The sequence below is a fragment of the Streptomyces sp. GB4-14 genome, from assembly GCF_022696125.1.
In the GTDB taxonomy this organism is placed as follows: Bacteria; Actinomycetota; Actinomycetes; order Streptomycetales; family Streptomycetaceae; genus Streptomyces; species Streptomyces werraensis.
Map to the genome: position 1 here is coordinate 1843128 of NZ_RZHO01000002.1, position 17310 is coordinate 1860437.

Sequence of the window (17310 nt, forward strand, 5' to 3'; positions counted from 1 at the left end):
TGCGGCAGAGTGCGTCAGCGGCAGATCAGGCGACGTTCACCCTCTGCCCTGGAGGCGCCGCCTCCAGCCAGGCGAGGAAGCCGGTCAGCGCGTCCTCGCTCATCGCGAGCTCCAGACGCGTGCCCCGGTGCAGACAGGCGAGGATCACCGCGTCGGACAGCAGGGCCAGCTCCTCCTCGCCCTCCGGGACGCGGCGGCCGGCCACCTCGATCGCGGAGCGCTCCAGGACGCGGCGCGGGCGCGGGGCGTAGGAGAAGACCCGGAACCACTCGACCCGGTCGCCGTTGTAACGTGCCACCCCGTACGCCCAGCCCTTGCCGCCGGCGTCGCCCTTCTCGGGCGCCTCCCAGCGCAGGCTGCAGTCGAAGGTGCCGCCCGACCGCTGGATGAGCCGGCGCCGCAGGCCGAAGACGAAGAGCCCCACCACCACGAGGGCCACGACGATTCCGCACACAGTCAGAGCGAGGACCATCGGCACCGACCTCCTCGTCTCCTAGGTAACGGAACGGAAAAATCATCCAGATCTGCCTCAGCCGCGACCGGCTCCGGATCGCTCCGGTGCCGGCCGCGGCTGAGTGACGTCATCTCACCGCTCCCCCAGTGCCCCGAAGGGCCTGGGAGGAGCCCCCACGGATCAGCGTCCCGCCGTCGCCGCCCGCAGGCGGACGTCCGCGGCACGCTGGGCCTCGGCGTCGTCCTCCGCCTTCGCGCGGGCGAGCTCCTGCTCCACGCGCTGGACGTCGATCTCGTCCGACAGCTCGGCGACCTCGGCCAGCAGGGACAGCTTGTCGTCCGCGAACGAGATGAATCCGCCGTGCACCGCGGCGACGACCGTCCCGCCCTCGGGCGTACGAATGGTCACCGGGCCCGACTCCAGCACACCGAGCAGCGGCTGGTGACCGGGCATGACGCCGATGTCGCCGGACGTGGTGCGCGCGACGACCAGGGTGGCCTCGCCGGACCAGACCTCTCGGTCGGCCGCGACCAGCGCGACGTGCAGCTCAGCAGCCAAGGTGGCTCCTCGGGTCACCACCCGGCGGTAGTGCCGGGTGTTGGTTACAAGTCTAGTGGGCGTGGCAGAGGGGGCGGGACGTGCCCGCCCCCTCAAGGGTGAGCCGTTCGGCTCACTTCAGAGCGCGGGGGTCAGGAGACGCCCAGCTCCTTCGCGTTCTTCTTCAGGTCCTCGATGCCACCGCACATGAAGAACGCCTGCTCAGGGAAGTGGTCGTACTCGCCGTCGCAGATCGCGTTGAAGGCCGCGATCGACTCGTCCAGCGGGACGTCCGACCCGTCGACGCCGGTGAACTGCTTGGCGACGTGGGTGTTCTGGGACAGGAAGCGCTCCACGCGACGGGCACGGTGGACGACGAGCTTGTCCTCCTCGCCGAGCTCGTCGATACCGAGGATCGCGATGATGTCCTGCAGGTCCTTGTACTTCTGCAGAATGTTCTTCACGCGCATGGCCGCGTCGTAGTGGTCCTGCGCGATGTAGCGCGGGTCCAGGATCCGGGACGTCGAGTCCAGCGGGTCCACGGCCGGGTAGATGCCCTTCTCCGAGATCGGACGGGAGAGAACCGTCGTCGCGTCGAGGTGGGCGAAGGTGGTGGCCGGGGCCGGGTCGGTCAGGTCGTCCGCGGGGACGTAGATCGCCTGCATCGAGGTGATCGAGTGACCACGGGTCGAGGTGATGCGCTCCTGGAGGAGACCCATCTCGTCGGCCAGGTTCGGCTGGTAACCCACCGCGGAGGGCATACGGCCGAGCAGGGTCGACACCTCGGAACCGGCCTGGGTGAAGCGGAAGATGTTGTCGATGAAGAACAGCACGTCCTGCTTCTGCACATCGCGGAAGTACTCCGCCATGGTCAGACCGGCCAGGGCCACGCGCAGACGGGTGCCCGGGGGCTCGTCCATCTGGCCGAAGACGAGGGCGGTCTTGTCGATGACGCCCGACTCGCTCATCTCGTCGATGAGGTCGTTGCCCTCACGGGTGCGCTCACCGACACCGGCGAACACCGACACACCGTCGTGGTTGTTGGCGACGCGGTAGATCATCTCCTGGATGAGCACCGTCTTGCCGACGCCGGCGCCGCCGAACAGACCGATCTTGCCGCCCTTGACGTACGGGGTCAGCAGGTCGATGACCTTGACGCCGGTCTCGAACATCTCGGTCTTCGACTCGAGCTCGTCGAAGTTCGGCGCCTTGCGGTGGATCGGCCAGCGCTCGCCCGTGTACTCCTCGTCGACGTTCAGCACCTCACCGAGGGTGTTGAACACCTTGCCGGTGGTGAAGTCGCCGACCGGCACGGAGATGGAGGCGCCCGTGTCGGTCACCGGGGCCTGGCGGACCAGACCGTCGGTGGGCTGCATGGAGATGGTGCGGACCAGGCCGTCACCGAGGTGCTGCGCGACCTCGAGGGTCAGCGTCTTGAGCTCGCCCTCCTTGGCCGGGTCGGCGACCTGGACGTGCAGGGCGTTGTAGATGTCCGGCATGGCGTCGACGGGGAACTCCACGTCGACGACCGGGCCGATGACCCGGGCGACGCGGCCCGTAGCCGTCGCGGTCTCAACAGTGGTGGTCATTAGTTGTCACTCCCCGCGGTCGCGTCGGCCAGGGCACTGGCGCCACCGACGATCTCGCTGATTTCCTGGGTGATTTCGGCCTGGCGGGCCGCGTTGGCAAGACGGGAGAGCGTGTTGATCAGCTCGCCCGCGTTGTCGGTGGCCGACTTCATCGCGCGCCGCGTGGCGGCGTGCTTCGAAGCGGCCGACTGGAGCAGCGCGTTGTAGATCCGGCTCTCCACGTACCGCGGCAGCAGTGCGTCGAGGACGTCCTCCGCCGAGGGCTCGAAGTCGTACAGCGGAAGGATCTCGCCCTTGCCGGCGGTCTCCGCGGCCGCGTCGTCGAGGCGCAGCGGCAGCAGCCGGGAGCCGACCGCCGTCTGCGTCATCATCGACACGAACTCGGTGTAGACGATGTGCAGTTCGTCCACGCCGCCGTCCGCCGTCTCCGACTGGATGGCCTCGATCAGCGGCGCCGCGACCTTCTTGGCGTCCGCGTACGAGGGCTCGTCGGTGAAGCCGGTGAACGTCTCCGCGATCTTGCGCTCACGGAAGTTGTAGTGGGCCACACCGCGCCGGCCGACGATGTACGTGTCGACCTGCTTGCCCTCGCGCTCGAGGCGCTCGGTCAGCTGCTCCGCCGCCTTGATGGCGTTGGCGTTGAAGGCGCCGGCCAGGCCGCGGTCGCTCGTGAGGAGCAGGACCGCGGCACGGGTCGGGTTGTCCGCCTCCGTGGTGAGCGGGTGCTTGGTGTTCGACCCGGTTCCGACCGCCGTGACCGCGCGGGTGAGTTCCTGCGCGTACGGCGTGGAGGCCGCCACCTTGCGCTGCGCCTTGACGACGCGCGAGGCGGCGATCATCTCCATCGCCTTGGTGATCTTCTTGGTCGCGGTGACGGATCGGATGCGACGCTTGTAGACCCGGAGCTGAGCTCCCATGAGTCAGGTCCCTTCCTTACGTCACTTGGCGGCGGACGGGGCGTCCTCGCCGAGCAGCTTGCCGTCGCTCGTCTCGAACTGCTTCTTGAACTCGGCGATCGCGTCGGCCACGGCCTGCAGGGTGTCGTCCGACATCTTGCCGCCCTCGCGGATGGAGGTCATGAGGCCCTGCTCCTTGCGGTGCAGGTACTCCAGGAGCTCCTTCTCGAAGCGGCGGACGTCCGCGACCGGCACGTCGTCCATCTTGCCGGTGGTGCCGGCCCAGACGGAGACGACCTGGTCCTCGGTCGACATCGGCTGGTACTGGTCCTGCTTCAGCAGCTCGACCATGCGCTGACCGCGCTCCAGCTGCGCCTTGGAGGCCGCGTCCAGGTCGGAACCGAAGGCGGCGAACGCCTCCAGCTCACGGAACTGGGCGAGGTCCACGCGCAGACGGCCGGAGACCTGCTTCATCGCCTTGTGCTGGGCGGAACCACCGACTCGGGAGACGGAGATACCGACGTTCAGCGCGGGGCGCTGACCGGCGTTGAAGAGGTCCGACTCCAGGAAGCACTGGCCGTCGGTGATGGAGATGACGTTGGTCGGGATGAACGCCGAGACGTCGTTGGCCTTCGTCTCGACGATCGGCAGACCGGTCATCGAGCCGGCGCCCATGTCGTCGGAGAGCTTCGCGCAGCGCTCCAGCAGACGGGAGTGCAGGTAGAAGACGTCACCCGGGTAGGCCTCGCGGCCCGGCGGGCGGCGCAGCAGCAGCGACACGGCGCGGTAGGCGTCGGCCTGCTTCGACAGGTCGTCGAAAATGATCAGGACGTGCTTGCCCTGGTACATCCAGTGCTGGCCGATGGCCGAGCCGGTGTACGGCGCCAGGTACTTGAAGCCGGCCGGGTCGGACGCCGGGGCGGCGACGATGGTCGTGTACTCCAGCGCGCCGTTCTCCTCCAGCGCGCGGCGGACCGACGCGATGGTGGAGCCCTTCTGGCCGATGGCGACGTAGATGCAGCGGACCTGCTTCTTCGGGTCGCCGGTGCGCCAGTTGTCACGCTGGTTGATGATCGTGTCGACGGCCAGCGCGGTCTTGCCGGTCTGGCGGTCGCCGATGATCAGCTGACGCTGACCACGGCCGATCGGGGTCATGGCGTCGACGGCCTTGTAACCCGTCTCCATCGGCTCGTGCACCGACTTGCGCTGCATGACCGTGGGGGCCTGCAGTTCGAGGGCGCGGCGGCCCTCGGTCTCGATCTCGCCGAGGCCGTCGATCGGGTTGCCGAGCGGGTCGACCACACGGCCGAGGTAGCCCTCGCCGACGGCGACGGACAGCACCTCGCCGGTGCGGGTGACCGGCTGGCCCTCCTCGATGCCGCTGAACTCACCGAGGACGATGGCACCGATCTCGCGCTCCTCGAGGTTGAGGGCGAGGCCGAGGGTGCCGTCCTCGAACTTCAGCAGCTCGTTGGCCATGGCCGAGGGCAGGCCCTCGACCTTCGCGATGCCGTCGCCGGCCAGGGTGACCGTACCGACCTCCTCGCGCGAGGCCGCGTCCGGCTTGTACGACTGGACGAAGTTCTCCAGCGCGTCCCGGATCTCCTCCGGCCGGATCGTGAGCTCCGCCATCTGAGTTCCCTGCTCTCCTTGTTGGGCCCGAAGTTTCACTTGGGGGGGATGGGGACTCCCCCCTACAGGAGGTGAATCCTCTGCACGGCCCAACCAGGGCCGTAAGTACGTACTGCCTATTAAGAATGTGGTGCTCAGCCCGCCAGGCGGCGGCCCGCGTCCTCGAGCCGGTCCGCCAGGGAGCCGTTGATGACCTCGTCACCGACCTGCACCCGCATCCCGCCGACGACCGCGGGGTCGACGTCGAGGTTGAGGTGCATCCGGCGGCCGTAGAGCTTCGCCAGGGCGTCGCCCAGGCGCTGCTTCTGCTGGTCGCTGAGCGGCACCGCGGAGGTGACGACGGCCACCATGCGGTCCCGGCGCTCTGCGGCGAGCTTGGACAGGGACTCGAGTCCCGACTCCAGGCTACGTCCACGCGGCGCGGTCACGAGGCGCGTCACCAGACGCTCGGTGGCCGCGTTCGCCCTGCCGCCGAGCAGGCTGCGCAGCAGCTCGCTCTTGGAGGAGGCGGGCGCGCTGCGGTTGGTGAGCGCGGCGCGCAGCTCGGTGCTGGAGGAGACGATCCGGCCGAACCGGAACAACTCGTCCTCGACGTTGTCGAGCGCACCGGCCTTCTGGGCGGCGGTGAGGTCGGCGGTGTTCGCCAGCTCCTCCAGTGCGTCCACCAGATCGCGGGACTGCGACCAGCGGGAGCGCACCAGGCCGGCCACCAGGTCGGCGGCGGTGCCGCTGACCTGCGAGCCGAGCAGGCGCCGTGCCAGGTCGGCCTTGGCCTCACCGGCCTGCGCCGGGTCGGTGAGGACCCGACGCAGCGACACCTCGCGGTCGAGCAGCGCGGTGACGGCGGCCAGCTCGTCGGCGAGCGCGGCCGCGTCCACGGACGTGGAGTCCGTCAGCGCGTCGAGACGCTCACGTGCGGCTGCCAGGGCCTCGCGGCTCGCTCCGTTCATCGTGCGGCCTCTGCCTTCTGGTCGAGCTCGTCGAGGAAGCGGTCGATCACACGGCTCTGCCGGGCGTGGTCCTCGAGGGACTCGCCGACGAGCTTGCCGGCCAGTTCGGTGGCGAGCTTGCCGACGTCCTGGCGCAGCGCGGAGGCCGCGGCCTTGCGGTCGGCCTCGATCTGGGCGTGACCGGCAGCGACGATCTCCTCGCGCTGGCGCTGGCCTTCCGCGCGCATCTCGGCGATGAGCGCGGCGCCCTGCTCCTGCGCCTCCTGGCGCAGGCGCGCGGCCTCGTGCCGGGCCTCGGCGAGCTGGGCCTTGTACTGCTCCAGGACGCTCTGGGCCTCGGTCTGGGCGGCCTCGGCCTTCTCGATACCGCCCTCGATGGCCTCGCGACGCTCTTCCAGAACCTTGTTGATGTTCGGGAGGAGCTTCTTGGCGAGGAAGCCGAAGACGATGACGAAGGCGAGCAGGCCGATGACCAGCTCAGGGATCGGCGGGACGAGGGGGTTCTCCCCGCCCTCGCTCGCCGCGATGAGCAGCTGGCTCATGTGAGTGCCTTTCGTCTAGTCGGCTGGACTGGTCTGGTGGCTCAGTAGCCGTAGACGAACGGCATGACCAGACCGATCAGGGCGAGCGCCTCACAGAAGGCGAAGCCGAGGATCTGGTTGGCACGGATCAGGCCGGCGGCCTCGGGCTGACGGGCCAGCGCCTGGGTGCCGTTACCGAAGATGATGCCGACGCCGACGCCCGGGCCGATCGCGGCGAGGCCGTAACCGATGGAGCCGAGGGAGCCTTCGACAGCAGCAAGGGTCTGGGACATGCCAGTTCTTCCTTTTCTTTACGGACCGATGGGGGTTGGCCACCGGACGATCTGGGAGGTGGAGGGCAGTGGCTCAGTGGTGCTCGGCCATGGCGCCCTGGATGTACGTGCAGGTCAGCAGCACGAACACGTACGCCTGAAGGGCCTGGATGAACAGCTCGAAGGCCGTCATCACGATCACCATCACGAAGGAGACACCCGCGTAGGCGATGCCGATGCCGTTCAGCATGTACCAGCTGGCGATGGTGAACAGCAGCAGCAGGGTGTGGCCCGCGAACATGTTCGCGAAGAGTCGCACGGCGTGGGTGAACGGCCGGATCAGCAGGTTCGAGAAGAGCTCGATCAGCATGGCCAGCGGCAGCACCGGGCCGAGCGACTTGTCGTAGCCGGTGACGTTCTTCCAGAAGCCGACGAAGCCCTGCCGCTTGAAGGTCAGCACGACCCACGTGATGTACACGATCAGGGCCAGGACCAGCGGGTACGAGATGATCGACGTCACCGGGAACTGGGCGACCGGGATGATCGACCAGAGGTTCATCATCCAGACGAAGAAGAAGAGGGAGACGACGAACGGAACGTACTTCTCGCCCTCCTTCTTGCCGATCGTCTCGTAGACGACGCCGCGGCGGATGAAGTCGTAACCCGCCTCCGCGACCATCTGGAGCTTGCCGGGGACGACCTGCGGACGGCGGAAGGCGGCCCAGAAGAAGCCGATGATGATCACCGAGCCGAGCAGCGCCAGCAGCATCGTCTTGTTGAAGTACAGGTTGCTGTCTCCGTCGCCCCACAGGGGCTGGAACAGGAACGAGTGCAGGCCCGGAGACACTTCCGCGAAGCCACACCCGTCGAAGAGGTGGCAGTTGGTGTCGAAGGCGAGCACCTGCGTCGGGTCAGCACTCACCGCGGGCTCCTTCAGCGTGGCGCATAGGTACGGCAACCTCGTTGTGTCGGCGCGGCGCTGAGCCGCGGTTCGGCACGGGACTGGTGTTACGGATGTGGGGGCGGCTGGGGGGCATCTCGCCTCGCGATTGAGCAGGCGTCAGCTGGGATGCCCGCGCCCGCGATGCCGCAGTTGGCACCGGACGATAGCAGGGTTGTGCATGCCTCTTTATCCCGGCCCTACCCGTCACGACGAGTGCCCCGATTTCTCGGACTTCGCGTCCGTCGTCGACTCGGGTTCGACGTAGAGGATCTTGGACTTCATGTGGGCCCGCGTCTGCGCCGCGATCCAGGCGAGGGTGCCGGCGACGAGCGTGATCGCGAAGGCCTTGGGATGGAACAGAGTCGTGTTCTTGAACACGGCCAGGAAGACGAACAGCAGCAGGATCTGCGCCGCGTAGAGCATCAGCCCCATCGCCTGGAACAGGTGAGGAAGCGATTTGGCGGTGCGCTGCAGGACGTAGAGGCCGATACCCATGAAGAGGACGACCACGACGGTGGCGACGACCGCGCCGACCGCCCCCTTGCCGCCGACCGTCAGGCCACTGACGAGCGCGGCAACGGCTCCGACGGCAGCCGTGGGCACGGCGGCCTGGGCCAGGATCCGGGCGTCATTGGACGGCATGGCGGCAACTCCGCAATTCAGGGGGCAGGGTGTCGTCATGGACGAGCGTAAACCCCCGGGCCGGGTGCGAATTCACCGCACCGGTGAGCCGTCAGAAGGCTGCTCGTCGGCTCTTTCCGGGGACTCGTGAACGGTATCACAAACTATTTGATGCAGTCTTTACCTGAACGGTGTGCGCGGTGTCACACATGAGGGTGAACCTGCGCGTCTGAGCGCGTACCGAACCCTTATGTCTGATATTGGGGCGGTTGCTGCACCCAACTCCGCCCCATAGGTCCCCCACGGCTTGGCAATGCTCTAGGCGAATTCTTACCTTGGCCGTGAGCGGTCGGCCAGGCGTGCGCGGGGTCCCACGGCGCTCGCGCCGTTGACGCCGGAGACACCGGCCGCCACCGGCGTACGGTCCCCCGCGTCGGCCTCCCGCGGCCCCTCCACGCCCTGTGCGCCCGCCTCCGCGGCGGTCCCGGCGGCTTCCGGGACATCGGCCTCCGACGCCCTCCCCCGCCGGTAGCGCGGCGGCACGAACGCCTCCGCCCAGCGCGGGGCGCGCGGGGTGAAACGCGGCAGCAGAAGCAGCACCAGCCCGATCGTCGAGAGGATCACCACGCTCAGCACGATCCACATCGACGCCGAGTTCACCGAGTACGTCAGCGCGCCGAAGGCGATCAGCGCCGACCAGAAGTACATGATCAGCACCGCCCTGCTGTGCGAGTGCCCGATCTCCAGCAGCCGGTGGTGCAGATGCCCCCGGTCCGCGGCGAACGGCGACTGACCGCGCCAGGTGCGCCGCACGATCGCCAGGATCAGGTCGGCGGCCGGCACCGCGATGATGGTCAGCGGCAGCAGCAGCGGGATGTAGACCGGCACCGTCTGGTGCACGGCCTCCTTCTCCGAACCGGCGAACAGCTTCAGCGCGTCCGGGTCCACCTGCCCGGTGACGGAGATCGCGCCGGCTGCCAGCACCAGCCCGATGAGCATCGAGCCGGAGTCGCCCATGAAGATCCGCGCGGGGTGCATGTTGTGCGGCAGGAAGCCCAGGCACATGCCCATGAGGATCGCCGCGAACAGCGTCGCCGGGGCGGCCGCCTCGATGCCGTACGAGTACCAGATGCGGTAGGCGTACAGGAAGAACGCCGCCGCCGCGATGCACACCATGCCGGCCGCGAGTCCGTCCAGGCCGTCGACGAAGTTGACCGCGTTGATCGTGATGACCACCAGGGCGACGGTGAGGAGCGTGCCCTGCCACTGGGTGAGCGCGACCGAGCCGACACCGGGGATCGGCAGCCACAGGATCGTCAGACCCTGCATGACCATCACGCCGGCGGCGATCATCTGCCCGCCCAGTTTGATCAGCGCGTCGATCTCGAACTTGTCGTCCAGGACGCCGATCAGCCAGATCAGCGCGGCCCCGGAGAGCAGCGCCCGGGGCTCGTTGGACTTCTCGAAGAGCGTGCTGAGGTTGGTCAGGTGGTCGGCGACCAGCAGACCCGCGCACAGGCCGAAGAACATCGCGATCCCGCCGAGCCGCGGAGTGGGCTCCCGGTGCACGTCACGTGCCCGGATCTCCGGCATCGCCCCCGCCACGATCGCGAACTTCCGCACCGGTCCCGTCAGGAGGTACGTCACCGCGGCCGTGATGCAGAGCGTCAGCAGGTATTCACGCACGGGCTTCCCCACAGATCTCGCTGGCCTTCACAGCCCCACACCCTAGCGAGGGACGGATACGAGTGAGGACTGCCGGGTGGTGACGATGGTTGCACGGACGGGCCCGCGAAGCGGCACGGACGGCTCAGCGGGGGTACGGAGGGAAGGCCGCCGCCAGGTCGCGGACGTCCTTCCGGGCCCGTGCGGCGTCCGTGCCGCCGCGCAGCACGCTCGCCAGCATCCCGGCGACCAGCGTCATCTCCCGGGTCCCCATGCCCTGTGTGGTCACGGCCGCGGTGCCCAGCCGCAGTCCCCGGTCGTCGTCGTGCGGCAGCGCACAGCAGTCCAGGACCATGCCCGCCGCCGCCAGCAGGCCGCGTGCGGTGCGCCCGTCGACGCCGAGCGGGGCCGGGTCGGCGGTGATCAGGTGGGTGTCGGTGCCCCCGGTGGTGACGGTCAGCCCCTCGGCGGCGAGCGCGGCGGCCAGCGCCCGCGCGTTGGTCACCACCTGGTGGGCGTACGCGGCGAAGGCAGGCGTGGCCGCCTCCCCGAAGGCGACCGCCTTGGCGGCGATGGTGTGCATCTGTGCCCCGCCCTGGGTGAAGGGGAACACCGCCCGGTCCAGTCGCTCGGCCAGCTCCGTGCCGCACAGCAGCATTCCGCCGCGCGGCCCCCGCAGCACCTTGTGCGTGGTCGCGCAGACGATGTCCGCGTACGGCACCGGGCTGGGCGCCGCTCCCCCGGCGATCAGGCCCATGGGGTGCGCCGCGTCCGCGATCAGGTAGGCGCCCACCTCGTCGGCGACCTCGCGGAAGAAGGCGTAGTCGATGTGGCGCGGGTAGGAGATGGAGCCGCACACGATCGCCTTGGGGCGGTGGGCGCGGGCCAGGGTGCGGACCTGCTCGTGGTCGACCAGTCCGCTCTCCGCGTCCACCCCGTAGCCGACGAAGTCGAACCAGCGGCCGGAGAAGTTGACCGGCGAGCCGTGGGTGAGGTGGCCGCCGTAGGGCAGGCCGAGGGCGAGGACGGTGTCGCCGGGGCGCAGCAGGGCGGCGTAGGCGGCGAGCACCGCGGAGGAGCCGGAGTGCGCCTGGACGTTGGCGTGTTCGGCGCCGAACAGGGCCTTGGCCCGGTCCACGGCGAGCCGTTCGGCCACGTCGACGATCTCGCAGCCGCCGTGGTGCCGGCTGCCCGGGTAGCCCTCGGCGTACTTGTTGGCCAGCGGCGAGCCCAGGGCCGCCAGCACCGCGGGCGACATGAAGTTCTCGGCGGCGATCAGCTGGAGCGTGGTCGCCTGCCGCTCGCGCTCCCCGAGCAGCACCTCGGCGAGCTCGGGGTCCTGCCGGCGCAGGACATCGGCCTCGAGCTCAGGGGTGACCGTCATGGTGGACTCCCGGACGTCGGCACTGACGTACGACCAATGTAGGCCCGCCCGTCCCGCCGCGCCCGAGTTCTTGCATCCGCCTGGCGGGCGCCGCCGGCGCTCAGGTCCGCGCGGGCACTCCGGTCAGCGCCGTGACCACGGGGTCCAGCGCCTGGTGTATCTCGTCGCCGATGGACCGGAAGAAGGTCAGCGGGGCGCCGTACGGGTCGTGCACCTCGTCGGCCTCGGCCGTGGGCGCCAGCAGCCAGCCGCGCAGCGCGGCGGCCGCGCGGACCAGGGCGCGGGCGCGCATGACCAGGCCGTCCTCCAGGGGCGGCAGGGTGGCCGGGTCGATCGCGTTCACCAGGCGGGTGAACTCCTTCAGCGTGAAGGTGCGCAGTCCCGCCGAGTGGCCCATGGAGATGACCTGGGCACGGTGGTCGCGGGTCGCGGTCAGCACGAGGTCGGCGCGGATGACGTGTTCGTCGAGCAGCTCCCGGCCGGTGAAGCCGGAGGCGTCCGCGCCGTACTCCGCCAGCACGGTCTCCGCGTGGGCCTCCATCGGAGCGCCCTCGTGGCCCCAGGTGCCGGCGCTCTCGACGATCAGCCCGCCGCCGAGGACGCCCAGGCGCTGGTGCACGAAATGCCGGGTCAGCCGCTCGGTGATGGGCGAGCGGCACACGTTTCCGGTGCTGACGTGGAGGATGCGGAAGGTGTCGCGCGGAAACCCGAAGGTGGTCGTCACCTCCGCGTCGGATTCCTCGTTGCCTATGCCACGCCCCGCCTCAGGGGCCGTCAATTCGCCACCTCGAGATCGGGTACCACCTTGCGCAGCTCTTCGGGCGAGAGCGCGCCCTCGCGCAGCAGCACGGGCACCGGGCGGGTCACGTCGACGATGGAGGACGGCACGTTGCCCGGGGTGGGACCGCCGTCCAGGTACACGGAGACGGAGTCGCCGAGCATCTCCTGGGCGGCGTCGCAGTCCTCCGGCGCCGGATGGCCGGTGAGGTTGGCGGAGGACACGGCCATCGGGCCGACCTCGGTGAGCAGCTCGATGGCGACCGGGTGCAGCGGCATGCGCACCGCGACCGTGCCGCGAGTGTCGCCGAGGTCCCACTGGAGTGACGGCTGGTGGCGGGCGACCAGGGTCAGCGCGCCCGGCCAGAAGGCGTCGACCAGCTCCCAGGCCATCTCGGAGAAGTCCGTGACCAGGCCGTGCAGGGTGTTCGGGGAGCCGATGAGGACGGGCGTGGGCATGTTGCGCCCGCGGCCCTTGGCCTGGAGCAGGTCGGCGACGGCGTCCGAGGTGAAGGCGTCGGCGCCGATGCCGTACACGGTGTCCGTCGGCAGCACCACGAGTTCGCCCCTGCGCACGGCGGACGCGGCCTCGCGCAGACCGGTCGCGCGGTCGGTCGCGTCATTGGTGTCGTATCGCCGAGCCATGTGGCGGGCCTCCTCGTACACGTGCTGCTGGGGGGAAGAAGTATGCGCCGTGCCGGTCACGGCAGCGCCTTGCGTGCGGTGGCGAACCGGGGCCGGTTGTTCAGGTCGGGGTGGTCGGCCGCGTCGGTCCAGCCGCGGTCCTCGGCGAAGATCCACGGCACCTGCCCGCCCTGGGTGTCGGCGTGCTCGACGACGACCACGCCGCCGGGGCGCAGCAGCCGGTGCGCGGTGCGCTCCAGGCCGCGGATCAGGTCGAGGCCGTCCTCGCCGGAGAACAGGGCCAGCTCGGGGTCGTAGTCGCGGGCCTCGGGGGCGACGTACTCCCACTCGGTGAGCGGGATGTACGGCGGGTTGGAGACCACCAGGTCGACCTGGCCGTCGAGGTCCGGGAAGGCCGTCAGGGCGTCGCCCTGGCGCAGTTCGACCCTGGACCCCTCCATGTTCTTGCGGGTCCACCTGAGGGCGTCCTCGGACAGCTCCACGGCGTACACGCGGGACCGGGGGACCTCCTGCGCCAGGGCGAGGGCGATCGCGCCGGAGCCGGTGCACAGGTCGACGATGCACGGCTCGACCACGTCCATGGCGCGCACGGCGTCTATGGCCCAGCCGACCACCGACTCGGTCTCCGGGCGGGGCACGAACACCCCGGGGCCCACCTGGAGCTCCAGGTAGCGGAAGTACGCCCGTCCGGTGATGTGCTGGAGCGGCTCGCGGGCCTCGCGGCGGGCGATGACCTCCCAGTACCGGGCGTCGAAGTCGGCGTCCTTCACCGTGTGCAGCTCGCCGCGCTTGACGCCGTGCACGAACGCGGCGAGCTCCTCCGCGTCGGTGCGCGGCGAGGGCACGCCCGCGTCGGCGAGCCGCTGGGTGGCCTGGGCCACCTCGGCGAGCAGCAGGTTCACGTGGTCCTCCGGGCTGTCTACGTAAGTTACGCGGCGGCGAGCTTGGCGGCCGAGTCCGCGTCGACGCAGGCCTGGATCACCGCGTCGAGGTCGCCGTCCAGGACCTGGTCCAGGTTGTACGCCTTGAAGCCGACGCGGTGGTCGGAGATGCGGTTCTCCGGGTAGTTGTACGTCCGGATCTTCTCGGAGCGGTCGACGGTGCGGACCTGGCTGCGGCGGGCGTCGGCGGCCTCGCGCTCCGCCTCCTCCTGGGCCATGGCGAGCAGCCTGGAGCGCAGGATACGCAGGGCCTGCTCCTTGTTCTGGAGCTGGCTCTTCTCGTTCTGGCAGGAGGCGACGACGCCGGTCGGCAGGTGCGTGATGCGCACGGCGGAGTCGGTGGTGTTCACCGACTGCCCGCCGGGTCCCGAGGAGCGGTAGACGTCGATGCGCAGGTCGTTCGGGTTGATCTCCACGTCGACCTCCTCGGCCTCCGGGGTCACCAGGACGCCCGCGGCGGAGGTGTGGATGCGGCCCTGCGACTCGGTGGCCGGCACACGCTGCACGCGGTGCACGCCGCCCTCGTACTTCAGCCGGGCCCACACGCCCTGGCCGGGCTGGGTCTGCCCGCGGGACTTCACCGCGACCTGGACGTCCTTGTAGCCGCCCAGCTCGGACTCGGTGGCGTCGATGATCTCGGTCTTCCAGCCGACGCGCTCGGCGTAGCGCAGGTACATGCGCAGCAGGTCGCCGGCGAACAGGGCGGACTCGTCGCCGCCGGCGCCCGCCTTGATCTCGAGGATGACGTCCTTGTCGTCGCTGGGGTCGCGCGGGACCAGCAGCAGCCTCAGCTTCTCGGTGAGCTCCTCGCGCTGCTGCTCGAGGTCCTTGACCTCGGCGGCGAAGTCCGGGTCGTCGACGGCCAGTTCGCGCGCGGTCTCGATGTCGTCGCCGGTCTGCTTCCAGGAGCGGTACGTGGTGACGATCGGGGTGAGTTCGGCGTAGCGCTTGTTCAGCTTGCGCGCGTTGGCCTGGTCGGCGTGGACCGACGGGTCGGCGAGCTTCTTCTCCAGGTCGGCGTGCTCGGCGACGAGTTCCTCGACGGCCTCGAACATGGTGGGCTCCTGCTGCTGGTGCGGGGGTGAAGGGGCGGGCGACCAAAAACGCCGGTCCCGGCCTGCCCCCGGGCGGGGACGCGGCCGTGGACCGGCGAATCGGTGCTCGCTACTTCTTGGAGCCGGCAGCCTTGCCGAAGCGGGCCTCGAAGCGGGCCACACGGCCACCGGTGTCGAGGATCTTCTGCTTGCCCGTGTAGAACGGGTGGCACTCGGAGCAGACCTCGGCGCGGATGTTGCCGCTGGAGATCGTGGAGCGAGTGGTGAACGACGCGCCGCAGGTGCAGCTGACCTGCGTCTCGACGTACTCGGGGTGGATGTCGCGCTTCAAGGTGTCTCCTAGGTTTCGGGAGGGCGCCGGGTCGCCGCCCGCGGGATGCGGGAGCGTGAACCGGGGCCGACGTACCAGTCTGCCAGGACTGGGGCCGTCTCCCAAAACGGGGGTGGCCCCGGGAGATGTTCCCGGGGCCACCCCGCGGTCCTGCGGACGTGCGGCGGGCTCAGCCCAGCACGTCGTACTGCTGGTAACCCGTGCCCATGGACAGCCGTGCCGAGAAGAACGGCGCGGCGGCTCGGCCGGTGCCCCGGTACAGGTACATCGTGCCGCTCGGGGTGCGGGCCAGCAGGTCCGCCTTCCCGTCGCCGCTGACGTCCCCGACCGTGACGAGGGCGTTGTACGTGGTGCTCTTCCACGTGGCCAGCTTGGTCCGGCCCGTGAAGGAGCCGGAGCCGGCCTTGCCGGTGCCCTTGTACAGGTACAGGTCGCCGGTGGTGCGGACGCGGGCCACGATGTCCGTGCGGCCGTCACCGGTGAAGTCGCCGTGGCCGCGCATGACGTCGAACCCGGCCCAGCCCGTGCCCGTCTTCACACGGGCCGAGAAGGTGCCGTTGCCCTTGCCCGGGTACGTCCACAGCACGCCCGCCGAGTCCACCAGCAGCAGGTCGGGCAGGTAGTCGCCGGTCACGTCACCGGGGGTGACGATCTGGCGGACGGACTTCCAGCCGGTGCTGAGCCGCTTGGTGGCCCAGCTGTCGCTGGAGATCACGTAGTGCGCCCAGTACGCGCTCCCGTCGGTGGTGCGGTAGACGAGGTCCTGGTAGCCGTCACGGTCGAGGTCGGTCTGGAGGACGGTGTTGACGCCCCTCCAGTCGCCCCACGCCTCCTGGGCGGCGAACCGCGAGCCCAGCGAGTTGCGGGAGTAGCCGACACCCGTGGACTTCTTGCGGGCCCACAGGTCGGCGCGGTGGTCGCCGTTGATGTCGGTGTCGTCGATGCGCGGGTAGGTGGCGCCGACGTAGCTCGTCACCTTGGTGAAGACGCCGTAGGCGCCCTTGGCCACGCAGTCCTCGACGCCCCAGGAGACGACGCCCACGATCCGGTTGTTGACCACCAGCGGACCACCGGAGTCGCCGTTGCAGGCGGTGGTGGTGCCGGCGTCGCTGCCGGTGGCCGGCGCGCCCGCGCAGACCATGTGACCGCGGACGTAGTCGCTGCCCCAGGCGCCGGCGCACGTGGCGTCGGACTGGATGGGCAGCGTCGCCGTCTTCAGGTACTCGGAGATCTCGTTGGTGGTGGAGGTGGTGCGCCCCCAGCCGTAGACCCGGGCGTTGGTCCCGGCCTTGTACGACGCTGTGTCGCCCGCGGTCGTCATGCGCAGCGGCGTGGCCTTCACCGGCACCGGCAGCGTGAGCACCGCGATGTCGTTGTCGATGGCGGCCTCGTTGTACGCCGGGTTGTGCCACTGCCGCCAGACACCGGTGGCGGTGCCGCCGTGCAGGTCGCCGTCCGCGGAGGGCAGCTGGGTGGCGCCCGTGACGACGGCGCCGTTCAGGTACCAGTTGTAGCCCTTGACGCAGTGCGCGGCGGTGAGGATCTTCGTCGGCGCGACGACGGTGCCGCCGCAGAAGAAGCCCTCGTCGGTGACCGGGTCGTAGTAGTGCAGCTGCGCCATCCAGGGCGCCGCTGAGATCGTGGTGGTGGTGCCACCGATGATCTTCGGGTCGATGCCGGAGCCGGCCTTGCCGCTCGTGCTGAGCGGCGCCTTGTCCTCGGCCCGGGCGGCCTCGTCCGCCGCCATCGCGTTCACGACGCGGCTGATCAGCTCGGACTGTGACGGTGACTCCGTCGCCGGAGTGACGTTCGGCCGGGGCAGCCCGGGCGCGGCCTGGGCCGCCGGCGCCGACAGCAGCGCCGCTCCGACGGCCACGGCGGCACCGGCCGCGGCCACGGCGAACCGGCGTCTGCGACGGCCGGGGCCGGACATGGGTGTAGCCATGCAATTCCCCCCTCGGGATGTGGAGTTCGAGCGTCGAACCCTGTTCAGGGACAGCTCGAAGCAGCGTGATCGTACACCTGTCCGACGACAGTTGTGTACGAAAAACGGCCGTCCCGTGAAGGGACGGCCGTTCGCGTGCCCGCGCGGGGGCC

Annotated in this window: 18 protein-coding genes; all 18 read right to left on the reverse strand. The window is 69.9% G+C overall.

The window, feature by feature from the left end; genetic code table 11:
• Positions 1-25 precede the first annotated feature (25 nt).
• Positions 26-472, reverse strand: a complete 447-nt coding sequence (locus tag ELQ39_RS09365; protein WP_190002626.1) for a DUF2550 domain-containing protein — start codon at positions 470-472, stop codon at positions 26-28.
• 162 nt (positions 473-634) lie between these two features.
• On the reverse strand, positions 635-1012 hold the full coding sequence (locus ELQ39_RS09370) for a F0F1 ATP synthase subunit epsilon (RefSeq protein ID WP_048459226.1): 378 nt from the start codon (positions 1010-1012) through the stop codon (positions 635-637).
• A gap of 131 nt (positions 1013-1143) precedes the next feature.
• The gene (gene atpD, locus ELQ39_RS09375; RefSeq protein ID WP_190002625.1) at positions 1144-2580 is read right to left on the reverse strand and encodes a F0F1 ATP synthase subunit beta; all 1437 of its coding nucleotides are present in this window, start codon (positions 2578-2580) and stop codon (positions 1144-1146) included.
• Positions 2580-3497 (reverse strand): F0F1 ATP synthase subunit gamma, encoded by a 918-nt coding sequence (locus ELQ39_RS09380; protein ID WP_190002624.1) that lies wholly within the window; start codon positions 3495-3497, stop codon positions 2580-2582. The genes atpD and ELQ39_RS09380 overlap by 1 nt, the downstream gene beginning before the upstream one ends.
• A gap of 21 nt (positions 3498-3518) precedes the next feature.
• Positions 3519-5108: a F0F1 ATP synthase subunit alpha gene (atpA, locus tag ELQ39_RS09385; protein ID WP_242591627.1), complete on the reverse strand. Its 1590-nt coding sequence runs from the start codon at positions 5106-5108 to the stop codon at positions 3519-3521.
• Between the two features lie 134 nt (positions 5109-5242).
• A complete protein-coding gene (locus tag ELQ39_RS09390; RefSeq protein WP_242591628.1) occupies positions 5243-6058 on the reverse strand; it encodes a F0F1 ATP synthase subunit delta in 816 nt (271 codons plus the stop codon).
• Positions 6055-6600, reverse strand: a complete 546-nt coding sequence (locus ELQ39_RS09395; protein WP_190002621.1) for a F0F1 ATP synthase subunit B — start codon at positions 6598-6600, stop codon at positions 6055-6057. Before ELQ39_RS09395 ends, ELQ39_RS09390 begins: the two co-directional genes overlap by 4 nt.
• A 41-nt stretch (positions 6601-6641) precedes the next feature.
• The gene (atpE, locus tag ELQ39_RS09400; protein WP_009321656.1) at positions 6642-6872 is read right to left on the reverse strand and encodes an ATP synthase F0 subunit C; all 231 of its coding nucleotides are present in this window, start codon (positions 6870-6872) and stop codon (positions 6642-6644) included.
• Positions 6873-6945: 73 nt separating this feature from the next.
• Positions 6946-7773, reverse strand: coding sequence for a F0F1 ATP synthase subunit A (gene atpB, locus ELQ39_RS09405; protein WP_190002620.1), 828 nt, complete (start codon positions 7771-7773; stop codon positions 6946-6948).
• Positions 7774-7998: 225 nt separating this feature from the next.
• Positions 7999-8436 carry a hypothetical protein gene (locus ELQ39_RS09410; RefSeq protein WP_190002619.1) on the reverse strand — a complete coding sequence of 146 codons (438 nt, stop codon included), beginning with the start codon at positions 8434-8436 and terminating at the stop codon, positions 7999-8001.
• 309 nt (positions 8437-8745) lie between these two features.
• Complete coding sequence (locus ELQ39_RS09415; protein WP_242591629.1) at positions 8746-10101, reverse strand: MraY family glycosyltransferase; 1356 nt, start codon at positions 10099-10101, stop codon at positions 8746-8748.
• A gap of 124 nt (positions 10102-10225) precedes the next feature.
• Entirely contained in the window at positions 10226-11464 is a 1239-nt protein-coding gene (glyA, locus tag ELQ39_RS09420) for a serine hydroxymethyltransferase (RefSeq protein WP_190002617.1), read from the reverse strand.
• A 100-nt stretch (positions 11465-11564) separates the two neighbouring features.
• Positions 11565-12242 (reverse strand): arsenate reductase/protein-tyrosine-phosphatase family protein, encoded by a 678-nt coding sequence (locus ELQ39_RS09425; RefSeq protein WP_190002616.1) that lies wholly within the window; start codon positions 12240-12242, stop codon positions 11565-11567.
• Positions 12239-12886, reverse strand: a complete 648-nt coding sequence (locus tag ELQ39_RS09430; RefSeq protein WP_190002615.1) for an L-threonylcarbamoyladenylate synthase — start codon at positions 12884-12886, stop codon at positions 12239-12241. Before ELQ39_RS09430 ends, ELQ39_RS09425 begins: the two co-directional genes overlap by 4 nt.
• Positions 12887-12942: 56 nt before the next feature.
• Entirely contained in the window at positions 12943-13788 is an 846-nt protein-coding gene (gene prmC, locus ELQ39_RS09435; RefSeq protein ID WP_190002614.1) for a peptide chain release factor N(5)-glutamine methyltransferase, read from the reverse strand.
• Between the two features lie 26 nt (positions 13789-13814).
• Positions 13815-14882 (reverse strand): peptide chain release factor 1, encoded by a 1068-nt coding sequence (gene prfA, locus ELQ39_RS09440; protein ID WP_242591630.1) that lies wholly within the window; start codon positions 14880-14882, stop codon positions 13815-13817.
• Positions 14883-14991: 109 nt separating this feature from the next.
• On the reverse strand, positions 14992-15213 hold the full coding sequence (gene rpmE, locus ELQ39_RS09445; RefSeq protein WP_006130146.1) for a 50S ribosomal protein L31: 222 nt from the start codon (positions 15211-15213) through the stop codon (positions 14992-14994).
• Positions 15214-15382: 169 nt separating this feature from the next.
• Complete coding sequence (locus ELQ39_RS09450) at positions 15383-17158, reverse strand: trypsin-like serine protease (RefSeq protein WP_242591631.1); 1776 nt, start codon at positions 17156-17158, stop codon at positions 15383-15385.
• Positions 17159-17310 lie beyond the last annotated feature (152 nt).

Excerpts from the sequence above, each read along its gene's own strand:
- ELQ39_RS09365 (WP_190002626.1), bottom strand. The coding sequence starts at position 472 with ATGGTCCTCGCTCTGACTGTGTGCGGAATCGTCGTGGCCCTCGTGGTG.
- atpD (WP_190002625.1), bottom strand. The coding sequence starts at position 2,580 with ATGACCACCACTGTTGAGACCGCGACGGCTACGGGCCGCGTCGCCCGG.
- ELQ39_RS09380 (WP_190002624.1), bottom strand. The coding sequence starts at position 3,497 with ATGGGAGCTCAGCTCCGGGTCTACAAGCGTCGCATCCGATCCGTCACC.
- atpA (WP_242591627.1), bottom strand. The coding sequence starts at position 5,108 with ATGGCGGAGCTCACGATCCGGCCGGAGGAGATCCGGGACGCGCTGGAG.
- ELQ39_RS09390 (WP_242591628.1), bottom strand. The coding sequence starts at position 6,058 with ATGAACGGAGCGAGCCGCGAGGCCCTGGCAGCCGCACGTGAGCGTCTC.
- ELQ39_RS09395 (WP_190002621.1), bottom strand. The coding sequence starts at position 6,600 with ATGAGCCAGCTGCTCATCGCGGCGAGCGAGGGCGGGGAGAACCCCCTC.
- atpE (WP_009321656.1), bottom strand. The coding sequence starts at position 6,872 with ATGTCCCAGACCCTTGCTGCTGTCGAAGGCTCCCTCGGCTCCATCGGT.
- ELQ39_RS09410 (WP_190002619.1), bottom strand. The coding sequence starts at position 8,436 with ATGCCGTCCAATGACGCCCGGATCCTGGCCCAGGCCGCCGTGCCCACG.
- glyA (WP_190002617.1), bottom strand. The coding sequence starts at position 11,464 with ATGACGGTCACCCCTGAGCTCGAGGCCGATGTCCTGCGCCGGCAGGAC.
- ELQ39_RS09430 (WP_190002615.1), bottom strand. The coding sequence starts at position 12,886 with ATGGCTCGGCGATACGACACCAATGACGCGACCGACCGCGCGACCGGT.
- prfA (WP_242591630.1), bottom strand. The coding sequence starts at position 14,882 with ATGTTCGAGGCCGTCGAGGAACTCGTCGCCGAGCACGCCGACCTGGAG.
- ELQ39_RS09450 (WP_242591631.1), bottom strand. The coding sequence starts at position 17,158 with ATGGCTACACCCATGTCCGGCCCCGGCCGTCGCAGACGCCGGTTCGCC.